Origin of the sequence: Pseudomonas sp. SED1 (assembly GCF_034044025.1) — a bacterium.
In the GTDB taxonomy this organism is placed as follows: Bacteria; Pseudomonadota; Gammaproteobacteria; order Pseudomonadales; family Pseudomonadaceae; genus Aquipseudomonas.
The window spans coordinates 1-14,919 of the sequence record NZ_JAXCIS010000084.1 but is presented as its reverse complement, the minus strand read 5'-3'; the positions used below and the strand labels follow the sequence as shown (position 1 = coordinate 14,919).

General features: G+C 61.0%; 6 protein-coding genes. 2 read left to right on the top strand and 4 right to left on the bottom strand.

Annotated features, from left to right (window positions below):
- Positions 1 to 8: 8 nt before the first annotated feature.
- Complete coding sequence (gene urtA, locus SNL23_RS11600; protein ID WP_076018004.1) at positions 9 to 1,274, bottom strand: urea ABC transporter substrate-binding protein; 1,266 nt, start codon at positions 1,272 to 1,274, stop codon at positions 9 to 11.
- 245 nt (positions 1,275 to 1,519) lie between these two features.
- Between urtA and SNL23_RS11595 the strand changes: the two genes are divergently transcribed.
- Together SNL23_RS11595 and SNL23_RS11590 are read left to right on the top strand one after the other, a co-directional pair.
- A complete protein-coding gene (locus tag SNL23_RS11595) occupies positions 1,520 to 6,091 on the top strand; it encodes a DUF4329 domain-containing protein (protein ID WP_318302306.1) in 4,572 nt (1,523 codons plus the stop codon).
- Between the two features lie 122 nt (positions 6,092 to 6,213).
- On the top strand, positions 6,214 to 12,159 hold the full coding sequence (locus tag SNL23_RS11590) for a hypothetical protein (RefSeq protein ID WP_318302305.1): 5,946 nt from the start codon (positions 6,214 to 6,216) through the stop codon (positions 12,157 to 12,159).
- Here SNL23_RS11590 and SNL23_RS11585 read toward each other — a convergent pair.
- The 3 genes from SNL23_RS11585 to SNL23_RS11575 are packed head-to-tail and all read right to left on the bottom strand — an operon-like array spanning position 12,156 to position 14,895.
- Complete coding sequence (locus SNL23_RS11585) at positions 12,156 to 13,166, bottom strand: FecCD family ABC transporter permease (RefSeq protein WP_076018001.1); 1,011 nt, start codon at positions 13,164 to 13,166, stop codon at positions 12,156 to 12,158. The two genes, SNL23_RS11590 and SNL23_RS11585, sit on opposite strands and share 4 nt — an antisense overlap.
- Positions 13,163 to 14,110 (bottom strand): ABC transporter substrate-binding protein, encoded by a 948-nt coding sequence (locus SNL23_RS11580; protein ID WP_076018000.1) that lies wholly within the window; start codon positions 14,108 to 14,110, stop codon positions 13,163 to 13,165. The genes SNL23_RS11585 and SNL23_RS11580 overlap by 4 nt, the downstream gene beginning before the upstream one ends.
- The gene (locus tag SNL23_RS11575) at positions 14,107 to 14,895 is read right to left on the bottom strand and encodes an ABC transporter ATP-binding protein (protein ID WP_076017999.1); all 789 of its coding nucleotides are present in this window, start codon (positions 14,893 to 14,895) and stop codon (positions 14,107 to 14,109) included. The genes SNL23_RS11580 and SNL23_RS11575 overlap by 4 nt, the downstream gene beginning before the upstream one ends.
- Positions 14,896 to 14,919: the final 24 nt, after the last annotated feature.

Below are 14,919 nucleotides of genomic sequence, written 5' to 3'. Positions count from 1 at the left end.
GGTGTGGCTTAGTTGCTCTTCACGGCGTAATCCGGCTTCTTGTCATTCCCCGGGATATACGGGCTCCACGGCTGCGCACGAATCGGCTCCTCGGTCTGCCATACCACCGAGAACTGCCCGTCGGACTGGATCTCACCGATCATCACCGGCTTGTGCAGGTGGTGGTTGGTCTTGTCCATGGTCAGGGTGAAGCCCGACGGCGCGGCAAAGGTCTGCCCGGCCATGGCTTCACGCACTTTGTCGACGTCGGTGGACTTGGCTTTCTCCACCGCCTGCGCCCACATATGGATGCCCACGTAGGTGGCTTCCATCGGGTCGTTGGTCACGGCTTTGTCCGCGCCCGGCAGGTTGTGGGCCTTGGCGTAGGCTTTCCAGTCGGCGACGAATTTCTTGTTCACCGGGTTCTCCACCGACTGGAAGTAGTTCCAGGCCGCGAGGTTGCCCACCAGCGGCTTGGTGTCGATGCCGCGCAGTTCTTCTTCACCCACGGAGAAGGCAACGACCGGTACGTCGGTGGCCTTCAGGCCCTGGTTGGCCAGCTCTTTGTAGAACGGCACGTTGGAGTCGCCATTCACGGTGGAGATCACCGCAGTCTTGCCACCGGCCGAGAACTTTTTGATGTTGGCCACGATGGTCTGGTAATCGGCATGACCAAACGGGGTGTAGACCTCTTCGATGTCTTTATCCGCGACGCCTTTGGAGTGCAGGAACGAGCGCAGGATCTTGTTGGTGGTGCGCGGGTACACATAGTCGGTGCCCAGCAGGAAGAAGCGCTTGGCGCCGCCGCCTTCTTCGCTCATCAGGTATTCCACCGCCGGGATCGCCTGCTGGTTCGGCGCCGCACCGGTATAGAACACGTTCGGCGACATCTCTTCGCCCTCGTATTGCACCGGGTAGAACAGCAGGCCGTTGAGTTCTTCGAACACCGGCAATACCGATTTGCGCGACACCGAGGTCCAGCAGCCGAACACCACGGCGACCTTGTCCTGGGTCAGCAACTGGCGGCCTTTTTCGGCGAACAACGGCCAGTTGGAGGCCGGGTCTACTACGACGGGTTCGAGCATCTTGCCGTTCACACCGCCCTTGGCGTTGATCTCGTCGATGGTCATCAGCGCCATGTCTTTCAGCGAGGTCTCGGAGATGGCCATGGTCCCGGACAGCGAGTGCAGGATGCCGACCTTGATGGTCTCGGCGGCCTGTACGGTCCAGGTCATGCCCATGGCGGCGATGGACGCCGACAGTGTGAAAGCCTTGATCAAGCTGCGACGCTTCATTGTGCAATCTCCATGACTCAATGATGTGATGAGGGAGTGATTGCAAAGGCTGTGCCGAGGCGCGCAATCGTGGTGCACCAGAGCTTTGCTTGGACTATGCGCGTGGGCGACGCACCAATGCGGCGCCAATCGCGGCGGCCTGTGCACGCAGGTGCACCCGGATGGTGCCGGGCTACTTACCTACCGCTTGAACGCTGAGTGGGCCGCCGAGAATGGACGCTGACGATTACTTGAAAGGAGTTCCCATGGCGATCCGATTAGACCGCGAGCGACGTGCCGCCAGCACCAACCGAGGCGCTGCACGCTTGCCACCGTTAAGCCCGGCTTTTTTGCATGAAGCGGATGCTGCCTACTGGGCGCACCGCAAAATCGGCGAGCGCCGCGACCGCGAGTACGGCGGTGTGATTATGAAGAACCCGGCCGGGCAGTACTTTGCAACCGAGCCCGTGCCCGGTGATGCGATAGAATTCAACCTGCTCAAAGTTCTCGCCCTCAGCCCCGAAGGCTACTACCAGCAACCCCGGGGCTACACCTGTGTGGCGACCTATCACTCCCACCCGGCCCGGCATGCGTTGATTCAGCAGCGCAACCGCTCGTTTGACGCGAGGATGGTCAAGGCTTTCCTCGGGTTCTTTTCCGGCTCGGACTTTACCCATGATGTCGATGACCGGGAGTTTTTCCCGGCCGCGTATCTCTCCGGGCCGGATGGTTCACTGATTCGCTACGCCCCCAGCGGCTCGGCTGCGGAGCGCAGCTTTGCCTTGTGGATCAAGGCGGGCAAACCGACGGGTAATCGTGTCGGTGTGTATGGCCCGTTCAGTGAGTTTGTGAAGAAAATCTCTACCTTGGGCGAGTTGAGCCTGATCGTGCCCACCTCATTATGGGGTGGCTCCATCGGAAAGGTACCGGCGGACTGGGTGGTGTTTGAACCCTTTACATCAAAGGCCGTGACCAGCCAGCCACTGTTGACCCCGGTCTTTGCGCGTGCCGAAGACGCAGTGGGGGCGGCACTTGCGTCATCGATGGTGATACCTGGCCGGCGCACCTGCGGGTTTGTGCTCAAGCACTCGGATGCTGACCGCTATGTGGCGACCTTTGCCCTGGAGGAAGACCTGCCGCTATTTTCTCCCCAGGGCCGTTTTCCACCCATGACGCGCAGCGGTTGGGCGCTGCCCGCCCAGTATCGACTCGAGGCGATCTACTTTCGCTCATCGCCCTCGGCTGCCGACATGCCTGCCCGGGAGTCCTGGCTGTATGACGCTTTCTTCACGCCGGGCGAAGTGCAGGCGGCCATCACTCAGGCCAATGCAACCCTGGCATTGCAGCACGAGCGTCGTGGATTGCAGCTGTACATGCAGGCGTCGGATGGTGCGTTGCTCAAGCTCAAGGTGCCGCAGACCCAAAACGCGATCCATGCGGGTGTGCTTGAGGACACGGGCACTCAGGCGGCGCTGGCAGACGGCAGCCTGAGCCCTCGCGACTATGTGCGGCGGGTGATGGCTGCCACCGAATTGTCGGTCGTGAAGGCTGGGCAGTTGTGGCGCGATGTCGGTCCCGTGACTGCTCGTTCTGCGGTGGTGGCGGTGTCAGAGGCGATCATCCTGAAGGCCTCGTTTCTCTCGGCCAACGATGCGGCATTGCACGCGCATGAGGTGGTCGGCAATCGGCGGGCTCACTACTACGGCGGCTATGTATTGAAGGGCGTGGACGGGGGCTTTTTTATCTCCGAACCTCGGGAAAGTTCCGTCAATGCCTTTGACGGCCGGTTGTTCTTTCCCCTGGGCGGGGCGGGGCCGCTGATTCCGCCGGAGCGCTATGAAGTGCACGGTCGCTACGGCTCGCACCCGGCGCTGTCGATGATTGATCGGGGCTGGGTCGATAAGCGTCGATGGACGCAGGACGAGGCGCTGACCAACCTGCAGGCGTTTTCGCCAGAGCAGATACGCTCGATCATTCTGTCGCGGCAGGTGGGGTACTTGTCCGGCGCTAAGGACTGTCTGCTGGCGTATACACCTACCGACACGTCAGCCGCGCCTGTCTTTGATAATGCAACGGGCAAGCCCGCCGAGTGGGTCCGCCAGTTGGCGGCAAGCGGCAACCTGAGGGTCATAGAGGGCAACCCGTTGTGGGGGCCGCGCTCGGTCATTGGCAGTAGTTGGACGCCCCATTCCAAGTATGAGCCCAGGGTTGGGCCGCCGGTCTACGCGACCTATGGCGCGGTGTTTGCCACGGCCGACCAGGCCGCCCGCGACCTGCATGCCCGCGTGCACGGTCGCAATCTGGAGACTCAAGACTGTTTTGCGTTTGTCCTCAAGCACCAGGACAAGGCGCAGTACATTGCCAGCGAGGTGGTCTGTGTCGACCGCGCCAATGTGCTTTTCAAGCTCAACAGCCTGTTTGCAGTGGCGGAAACGAATGAATACGTGTTTCCCAAGGGCTTCGTGCTGCACGCGCTGTTTCGATCCCAGCAATGGGCGCCGACCGGGCTTAACTCCTCGATGGGCTGGCTGACGAAGAACTTTGTAACGCCTGCGGTGATGTATATCGCGCTCTACGACTCGGTTCGCAGGGGAAGGGATTACAACAAGGGCAACAACCTGCCGATTTATTTCTCGCTCCTTGAGGGCGCGCTACTCCGATACGTGCCTGCACCCATTCAGATAGGGCATGGCGGGCAGGTGGAGAGCGAGCTTGAGCAAACCACCCAGGAGTTGACCAGCGGCCAGAAACAGGCGCGGGACTTCGTGCAGATCTGGGCGAAACGCGGGCGACTGAGCGTGGTACGCACCAGCCCGCGTTGGGACACTTTGGGCCCGGTGAGCGAAACCTGGTCTGGTTACGAGAACATTACACGGCGACGATTGAGCCCGGCCTTCGCCAACGCCGATGATGCGGCACGGTATGTGGCGCAGATGGTGGGGCAGGGCCGCAAGCGCGCTTATGGCGGGGTGATCCTGCGGCTTGCCAATGGTTTGTTTGCAGCGACCGAGCCGTTGGCCGTGCCGCCTCGGGGGTTCACACTTGATTGGATTTACCCCGACCAAATCCTTGCCAAAGGGCTGTACACGGTGGGCAGCACAATCGTTGCGCGCTATTCATCGGTGGTGGAGCAAGAGGTCCCGATTTTATTGACAGCGACCCAAAAGGCTATCTACACCAGCATGATACCCAGCGCAGTTTTGTCGAGCCTAATGCTGCGAGAGGCGCACCTCAAGCGTGAATACGTCATCGGACCACGTGGTTCGGTACTCAGCTATCACCTGTCGGACTCTGCCGCAGAGAACCAACTGAAAAACCAGCTGACGCCGCGCAATCTGGTCAGGGGAGACAATGCCGACACTGTGATCGAGCAGCAATTGCGCGAGGGCACCTTGTTGCCGAGTGACTTTGTCAGCCAGGTCGCACGTGCCGGAACCCTGCGGGTTATCGAGGGCAGTGAAGTCTGGGGCCCTTCCCGACAGATCAGCGCAGAGTTCATTGCGAACGTCGAGCGCCCGGCTGCCCTGTTGATTCGGGCGTCCCTCGCCGACCCGGCCTGCAGCCCGATATTTACCCGGCCCTACGATGCGGTGCGCCATGCCCAGCAGGGATATACGGTAGGCGCTCAACCAGCGTTCGGCTTCCTGCTCAAGGCCCTCAACAAGGCACAGTACATGGTCACCCTGCCGCTGGTGAGGGCGCATTACGCCGACTTGAAGCAAGTCTTCCCTAACGGCCAACTGCCCCAGGGCTATGCGCTGGAGGGCTTGTACTTGTGCGCCAGCAACGAGGCGATCGCCGAGCCGGGCGATGACATGGTCTATAGCTTCCAGGGCCCCCAGGCTATTGCCAACGGGCTGAATTTCGTCAACAAACCCGTCAATGGGCGAGTGTTGCCGCTCTACCTGATCTGCGCTGACGGAGCGCTGCTGCGGTATCGGCTGACGGCGCCGAATGTGCTGTATGAGTTGATGAGACGTGCCCCCCGGGACGCGACGCAACTGCTGGAAGGCTCGCAGCGCGTGAGTGAGTACGTGCTGTCACTGGTAGCGAGTGGCGAGTTGGATGTTCGTATCCCTAGCCGCATCTGGGGGCGCTCCGGACGGGTCACTGCGCAATGGCATTCCCAGCAAAGCCCGCATGGCTTCAGCAGCAATCCCTATTTCCACTCGTTCTGCGGCCCGTTGTTTGCCGATGCCGATGATGCGGCGCGGTTTGCACAGAAGCAGTTGGGCCCGTTCGCCGGCAGGGAGTATCTGGGCGCGGTACTGGTGCCGCCGCACACACCTGGATTTGTGGCGATAGAGCCGGTGGAGGATGTGGATGGGGCGCAGGGTGAACAAAGCAGCCTGGAGTTGTTTTTCTGGCCGAATCACAGTGGGTTCGATTTGCCGCCCTCTCACGAACTTTACTTCTACACCATCGCGGCAGTGCAGGCGTTCTACAAGGCGATACCCTCGACATCAAGCAAGGTGCCCCTGGACATTCACCTCTTGGCTAACTTCGTTGCTGTTCAGGATTTGCGAAGCTACGTGGAAGTGTTGCAGCGTAATTTACCCGCGGCGAAGAGTTGCTATCTGGCCTGCCGGGGAGGTGCCCTGTTGAAATACATGCCCGGTTTTAACAGCCAGGAAACCGCACTGCTCAACCCCAGCCTGCCGTCTACTCCCAGCCAGTTGGTTAGCCAGTTGAGGCGGTTCGGCACGTTGTCTGTACTGGACAGCGACAGCTTCTGGACACGACGAGGACTGCTGAGCGAAAAGTGGCAATTCGTCGTTGTACCAACTGAGCCGGATGAAGACCAAGTCGACTTTGGCCGGGACAAAGATGAACTGTAGGCCGCCCGTTAACTATCTAACGCCTTTGCCTGGCCAATTCATTGGAAGTTAAGCCTGCCTGGCGTGCCCCGGATTTCGAGGGTGACGCCAGGCTTTCTCATTTCAATCAGGTGGCAATGGACATGGACAGCACTGAAACTCAACACGAGCAGCCTGCCAGGGCGGTGGCGCAGCTTCCCCCTCTGGGGCCGGCATTTATCACCGGTAACGATGCGGCCTTTTGGGCACATATGCAGGTCAGCAACAAGCGCGAGCGGGTCTATGGCGGGGTGATCCTCAAGCGCGCGGATGGCCGCTACCTGCCGACGGTACCGGCATCTGGCGATGCCCGCGGGTTCAACTTCGAGGCTATTCTCAAGACCGACGCCAAGGGCGATTTCATTCACCCTGAAGACTTCAGTGTCTACGCTTTTTACAGTTCGCGCGCCGACGACAGCGACGTATTGAAGAAAGAGTTGGCGCACTGGAGTCCGGCACAGCGGCGGCTGGATGCCAGCTTTTTTTCAATGAAGGGCCTGATATTTATCATTGGGCAGCGCGAGTTCTGCCCGATTTACTATTTGTCGGGGCTTCACGATTCGTTGATCAAATATGAAAGCAGCGGCTCTATAACCGAAACAGGTTTTTTACGCACACTGGAAACGACCCGCCCACCCACGGACTTTGAAGACTTTATCTTCCTGATCAACCTCACGGCGAGATCCGGTGTCTTGCGTGTGGTGGTGGCCAACAAGGAATTGGGCGGCAAAGCAGGACAGATTGTTGAGCCCTGGACCCTCAACCAAACCGTGGCACAGCTCGCCCAGTCCCGGCAATCGCTGCCGGGTACCCAGGTTTTTCGCCGCTGGCAGGACGCGGTCCGTTCGGCGTTGCCGCCCCTGGATGCGCGGACGCCGGAAAGCTACTTTGGCTATTTGCTCAAGGACGACGCCGGGGATTACGTGGCGATGCTGCCCGATGCCGCGTTGAACAAGATATTTGCGGCCGCCCCCAATGCGTTGGCGTTGCCCAAGGGCCGGCCAAAGCTGCCAAGCGGCTTCTATCTCCATGGTATCTACTGCTCGCTGGCGGCGAAGGCCGGACCCACCGTGGCCAGGGAGTCGTGGCTGGCCGAGAGTTTTTTCACGGCGTCGGTCCTGGCGACAGGCGTTACCGCGGCCGCCTCCGATGACATGGATATAAACCTGTATTTGCGGGCCAACGATGGAGCCCTGCTGGTGTACAACTGCACGGGGTCCGAGGCGCAAAAACAGCTGCTCGCCGATCAAGGCAAGCCGATCGACAAACGCCTGAAAGCTGGCACCTTGAGTCCTTCCGAACTTGTTCGGCAAGTAGCCGCAGTGGGCACGCTGACAGTGGTAGCGACCGGGCAGGTTTTTACCCGGGTCGGGGTGGTCGATCAACAGTGGCGAGCCTTCGAGAGCATCCATCAATCCCTGAGCCCGGCTTTCGTGAAGGCCGATGATGCGGCGCGCTACGTGCATTATCAGGCGGGCAGGCAGCGTGATGCTCTATTCATCAGTTTTATTCTGCAACGCGCCGATGGCCGGTTTGTCGCGACGCAGCTGCTGCGTTCCGATGAGTGCGACGCCGTATGGGGAGTACCGTCGCCCACCGGTGAGTACTTGACTCGTGTCGAGCTTGAGGGGTATCGCATCGTTGCCCAGTTCAATCGGGCTGAAGCCGACATGGACGAGCTCAGCCGCCAGTTTTCTCGACGCAGCCCCCGGCAACTGGCTTTCATGATCAGCGCGCCGAATGCTCATTCGGTTTATCTGAGCATACATTTTGCCGACTTGATAAAGACGCTTTACACCAGCGGGCCGAACGGTACGCTGCTCAAATACGTCTCCAGTGGTTCACGTGCTGAGCGTGAGTTTGCCGATTATCTGCGCGTTACCCTTCAAACCGGGGTACTGAGAAAGCGTGCACAAGGCTACGACGGAACGCCTGAGGGGCTGATCAAGGACCTGGTAAAACTCAGCGAACTGACGGTGCTGCTGGCCGATGACAGTTGGTACAACACTCAGGGACGGGTGCCCGCAACCTGGGCTCCAGAGACCCCGTTCGCGGCGGCAGCGGCGATTGATGCGCCGTTGAGCTGGGTCTTTACGGACCTGCCAAGCGCTGTGTCCTACGCCCATAATCGTATGCAGGCGCATGCTGGCGGGCGGCGTGTCGGTTGTATTCTCAAGCACCAGACTGAATTGGAATACGTGGTCAGCGAGCCTGGCGATAGCGTGCCGTCCGGTGATACGCATGGGCTCTTCGCACTTTCACGGTTGTTCCCCTTTGATGGCGACGGTCAGCCACGCTTGCCATCTGGCTTCGCATTGCGAGGCTGGTACTGTCAGAGCGAACCTGACAGCACCGGCGTGGCCAGCGAGCCCTGGGTTTACGAGTCGTTTTTCCCCACCTCGGATTTCGCCCAGGCCGTTGCGGCCTTTCGCACCAGCCCTGGCAACAACCTGGCGCTGTACCTCAGCACCAGCGATGGCGCGCAACTGGGCTATGAGGCGTCCCATTCAGCTGAAGAAAGCCAGCTTTACACGGTATTGCCCGATGGCAGTGTCACCGACAACGGCCTGGAAGATGAGTTGCGGGCCGGCACGCTGACTCCCCGCGAACTGATCCTGAAAGTCGCCGAAGCCGGGTCATTGGCGGTACTTCAGACGGGCAAGCTGTGGGATGTGTCCGGGCTGGTCAGCGAAACCTGGCGGCCCTATGCATTGGCCGCGCGGCCTCAACTGAGCCCCGCCTTTGTAAAAATAGAAGACGCGGCGCGTTATGCTCACGGACAGATCGGCAGTCAACGTGAGCGCGAATACTGCGGCTATATTCTGCAACGCCCGGATGGTTTGTACGTGGCGACTGAGCCGTTGTATGCCAGCGACTCCGGGCGTTTTGCCCTGGGGTTTGTGTACCCTCAGGACACCAAGGGACGTTCGCTGCTGCCTGTGAAACATGGGCTGAAAGCGCTTTACGCATCCTGTCGCGGCATGTCACTGATCGAGCCCGAGCGTATGTTGCGCACAGGCTGGTCAAGGGATGATATTTACCTGGCCGCGCAGATGTTCAGTCCCGACGACCTCTACACGCTGATCCAGAACCGCCGGCAAGTGCCAGTCGCCTACCTGTCAGCCGACGAGGACAGTTTGCTGGTGTATGACCTGGTCGACTCCTCTGGGCTGGCGAAACTGCTCAATGACGTCACCCCCTCGACACAACAAAGCCCGGCGGCGCTTAACCTCGCCAATGGAACGCTGACGGCCCAGGAGTGGGTCAGGCAAGTGGCGAGCGCCGGCAGTGTGCGTGTGGTGCAGTCCAGCCCGCTTTGGGGGGCGCCGGGGCTGATCACCGAGCACTGGCGCCCGCGTTTGCCAATCCCCCGCAGTCAACGCCCGCAGCAGGTTGCCTTCGGCCAAGTGTGTGCCAGTGCCGATGAATCCGCCCAAGCGTTGCACGCGAAGTTACACCGTGGCGGGCCGACGCAAACCGGATTTGCGTTCATCCTCAAACATCGGGACAGGAATGCGTTTGTCAGCAGCGAGGTCGTGCCCTCGTGGAGCAGAGCTGAGTTGTTCGCCTTGAACGACTTGTTTGATGTGGATGCGCAGGGCAAGGTTATTTACCCCGAGGGTTACCAGTTGCATGCCTTGTTCTACGCACGACACTGGATGCCGCAGGGGCTTGGCAGTCCCGAACGCTGGCTGGCGCAGCACTTCCTGTCAGCGGAGGATTTGGCCGGCGCTACGGTTGAAGCCAAGCGCCAGCGCGAGCCGGGAGCCTTGAGCGGATTGCCGGTGTTTATCTCGACCCTCGACCGTGCACTGTTACGTGTTCAAGCGCCGGTCTCCTCAACTTTGTTCGACCCGGTCCGCCAGGCGTCGGGTAATTTCGAGGATGTTCAGACCTTGTTGGCCAGCGGCCAGTTATCGGCGGTGGGGTTCGTCAACCAAGTGGCGAAGTTGAGCTGGCTGAGTGTGCTTGTGCCGAGTGAGTGCTGGGCGCTGACGGGCAAGCTGGACGTCAGCCAGGCACCCTGGGTCGCCTTTGGCGGCTTCATGCGTCGAGGCTTGAGCCCGCTGTTCAGTAATCAGGCGGATGCCGTACGTTACGTCCATCAGCAATTAGGTCCACATCGCGACACGCTATACGGTGGCCTGGTGCTGCAACGCAATGGCAAGTTCGTCGCTACCCTGGGCATCCAGGTGTTGAGTGAAGACTTTGACCCGAACGTGATCCTGCCCGTCATGGACGTCAGCCAGGCGCTGCTGACACCCGGTTGGAAAGTGGTCGGGCGTTACCGCTCGCGGGCTGCCCGGGTGCTGCCGTTCTGGCTGGGGACTCAGGAAAACGCGACGTATCAAAACCTGTTCTCCACCAAGACCCTGGAGACCGCGCTGAAGTCCGGCCACCTGTGGACCCACGAATACCTGCTGACGCCGGACGGTTCACTGATCGGTTTCAGTACCCGGGACGCCGAGCGCAACCTGATGAGCAACGCCCAGCGAGACGAAGCGACGCAGTTGCTCAACCAGTTGGAAACTTCCCTCGCGCCCAACAGCCTGGCACCCCAGGATCCCGACAGTAACGCCATTGAACAGCAGCTGCGCGCGGGCCGTAAAACCCCGACCGAACTGGTCAACCAACTGGCACGGGTAGGCACCTTGCAGGTGCTCGAGGGCGGCCCGTTGTGGGGGATTGCCAAGCGCGTACTGCCGGGCTGGATGCCGGCCCTGGCGTATATTGCGCCTGAGGCGGCCCTGCATGCCGTGGCAGATCGAGCCATGGGGCCCGTGTTCAAGCATGCCGACGATGCTGCTCGCGACGGGCATCAAGGCACCACCGGGCGTGGCGTGCTGACCTTTGGCCTGATCCTCAAGTCTTCCGACAACGGGCATTTTGTCGCGAGTGCACCGGTCAAGGGCGATGACTTGCAGTTCCGCTACGACCGCGTATTCCTGCGTGGCAACCTGCCCGGCGGCTATAGCCTGCACGGCCTGTATCTGCGGCTACCCGAGAAGGCCACCGCCGGGTTCCCTCAGGCACAGGGCTATGAGCAACTGCTGGCCCCGGCGGTGGTGCGTGCGGTACTGAGTTTTCTGCAGGTGCTGAATCAGCGTGTCGAGCGCTTCCTGCCGCTGTATGTGTCCTGTGCCGACGGTTCGCTGTACCGTTATCAGGCCGTCCAGATAGACCCTGACTGGGATTCCAGCCACCGACAGGAGGGGTATCTGCGCCGCCTCGAGAGCCGTGGCAGCAATGACAGCCATGTGCTGAAACTGGCTGAGTCCGGTGAAGTCCGCGTGCTCGACAGCAGCCCATTCTGGGATGCCCTGCTACCGCGAGTAAAACGCTTGGCTACGACGCTGACAGTTTTGGATACGCGCCTGGCGCTGGGGCCATTGTGCGGCCACCCGGATGATGCCGCGCACCTGGTGTGGCAACGTTTCAAAAACCAGCCAACCCCGCCACGGCTGGGGGCGATCCTTGGTAATGGCGACAGCGACACCTTTATCGCGGTGCATCCCGTGGCGGATCCGGGCCCGTCGGTGGCGGTGGGAATGCGGATGGACACACCGGCCTACAAGGCATTGTTCAGCATGATGAACTTGCGCTACCCCAACCCTTCGATTCAATACCCGGCAGGCTTCAAGGTGATGGGTGTGCAGCAGTTGTTCAAAATTCACAGCGCACGCCAACGCATGGCTGATCGTTACGAGGAAGCCTTAGCCCACAACTTCATTGCCCAGTACGAAATTCGCGGACTCATTGAGATGCTGCGCAATGAACCGGTGGCCGGACCGCGTTACTACTTCACTCCGGTGCAAGGCGCGCTGATTGTCTATGAGCCCAGCTATCATTCGGACGAAAGCCAGTTGCTGCGCGATGATTGGATTGACGAAAACACGGGCGTGGTGAAGGTCAAGCCCAGCGAGGTGATCCGCCGGCTGGCCACCTTGGGCAAACTGACCATCCTGGAAGCCGACCATTTTTGGCAACCTCGCAGCCAGGTCGGGCGGCGGCTGCTGCATGAACTCAAGGAGGCCGACCAGGGCGTTTAACGCCGGCGCATCAACCCGATAAAAAACAGACCGCCAATGGCTGCCGTGGCCACACCGATGGGCAGGTCCTCCGGGGCGATCAGGGTGCGTGCGGCCACATCGACCCACACCAGGAACACACTGCCCAGCAGCACGCATACGGGCAGTAAACGGCGATGTTCGGCGCCTACAAGGCGCCGGGCAATGTGCGGCACCATCAGCCCGACAAAGCCGATGGAGCCGCTGATGGACACGAGCACGCCGGTCATCAGCGAGGCGATCAGGAACACCTTGAGCCGCACATTGCGTGCGTTCAGGCCCAGGGTCACGGCGGTCTGTTCGCCAGCCATCAACGCGTTCAACGGGCGCGCCATCCCCAGCAGTAACACCAGCCCCAGCAACACCGTGGCGAAGGGAATCGCCAGCAGTTCCCAGCGCGCCAACCCGAGTCCGCCGAGCATCCAGAACATCACCGCCGAGGCCGCGCGGTGATCACCCATGAACAGCAGCAAATTCGCCACCGCCATCATCACGAATGACACCGCCACCCCGCACAACAGCAGGCGGTCACTCTCCAGCCGACCGTTGCGACTGGCCACCGCCAGCACCACGATCATGCTCAGCAACGCGCCGATGAACGCCGCGATGGGCAGGGTCAGCAGGCCGATCACTTCACCCACATGCAACACCACGATCACCGCGCCGAGGGTGGCGCCGGAGGTCACGCCCAGCAGGTGCGGATCCGCCAGCGGGTTACGTGTCACCGCCTGCAACACCGCACCGATCAACGCCAGCCCGGCGCCCACCAACGCGCCGAGCAGCATGCGCGGCACGCGGATCAGCCACACGATGTGTTCCTGCCCCGCGCTCCAGTCCACCTCGCCAACGCCGAAGGCTTTATGCAGCAGGATCCGCCACACCACGTCCACCGGCACCCGCGCCGAGCCGAACCCCAGCGAGACCACGCAAGAGATCAGCAACAACGCGCCAAGAGCACTCAGCAGCAGGGCATAGCGACGGGTAATCATTCGCCGTGGAACCCCTTGGCCAGGGTTTCAACCGCCAGCACGTTGTCGATGCCCGGCGTGGCTTGCACATAGGGGATCACGATAAAGCGCTGGTTCTTGATGGCGTCCACCGATTGCAGCGCCGGGTTGTTCAGCAGGAACTGCTCTTTTTGATCAGCGGTGATTTCGCTGTAGTCGACGATCACGATGACTTGCGGGTTGCGTTCCACCACGGTTTCCCAGTTGACCCGGGTCCAGCTGGCGTCCACGTCATCCAGAATGTTGCGCCCGCCGGCGGCGTCGATCAGTGCCTGGGGCATGCCCAGGCGGCCGGAAGTCATGGCGCGGTCTTCGCCGCTGTCGTAGAGGAATACGCGGGGTTTGTCGGCCGGCAGGTTTTTCTGCACTTCGGCGACCTGTGCCTGCATCTGTGCGATCAAGGCATTCGCGCGGTCCTGCACGTCGAAAATTTTGCCCAGGTTGCGCAGATCGTTATAGGTGTCTTCCAGGGTGGCTGCCGGGCGCTTCATCACGAAGGCGCAGGACTCGGTCAGCTCATAGACGTTGATGCCCAACGGTTGCAGGGTTTGCGGGGTGAGATCGCCGCCCACGCGCATGCCGTAGTCCCAGCCGGCGAAGAAGAAGTCGACGTTGGCGTTGAGCAGGGTTTCCACCGACGGGTATTTGCTCGCCAGTTCCGGCAGGCCGTCGAGGATCTGCGCCATTTCCGGCGTCACGGACTTCCAGCCGGTCACGCCGCTGTAGCCGGCCATGTGCGACTTGAGGCCCAGGGCGAGCATCATCTGAGTCATGTTGATGTCGTGGCTGACCGCGTGTTTCGGGGCCTCGGCGAAGGTCACTTCGCGGTTGCAGCTTTTGATTTTCAACGGGTAATGAGTCGCTTCGGCGAACGCTTGAGCAGTGCCGAGCAGCAACGCGATAGACAGCAGGGAGCGCAGGATCATGGTTGGGTTATCCAGGTAATTCGGGGGTAGCCGGACAAGGGGTGAGTGTCGATCAATGCTTCAACGCCGAACACTTCGCGCAGTAATTCGGCGGTCAGCACCTCGTGAGGTGTGCCGTTGGCGACGATGCGCCCGTGGTTGATCACGTACAGCCGATCACAGAACGCGGCGGCCAGGTTCAGGTCATGAATGCTGGCCAGGGTGCCGATGTTCAGGCGCTTGACCAGTTGCAGCAATTGCAGCTGGTAGCGCGGGTCGAGGTGGTTGGTCGGTTCGTCGAGGATCAGCAGTTGCGGTTGTTGGGCCAGGGCGCGGGCCAGGATCACCCGCTGTTTTTCGCCGCCCGAAAGGGTCGCGAAGGCGTGGTCTTCAAAGCCCAGCAGTCCGACGGATTCGAGGGCCTGGCGGATCAGGTTGCGGTCTTCAAGGGTGTCGCTGTCGAACAGGCCCTTGTGAGGCGTGCGGCCCATGGCGACCACTTCATCCACCCGCAGGCCAAACGCATCGGGAAATTCCTGGAGCACCACGGCGATACGTTGCGCGCACCATTTCGAGGATTGCTTCCAGACGTTCTGGTGTTCCAGCAGCACCTCACCCGCCGCCGGTTTGCTGAACCGGTAGGCGCAGCGCAGCAGGCTGGTCTTGCCGCTGCCGTTGGGGCCGATCAGCCCGACAAACTCACCGGCACTCACCCGCAGGCTGGCGTCACGCAGTTGGAACTGGTGATGACAGTGCTCGTGGCCGGGTGGGGCCCAGGCGAGGTCGGTGAGGTTGAGTGAGGTCATCTTTACTCTCAGGTCCAACACAGG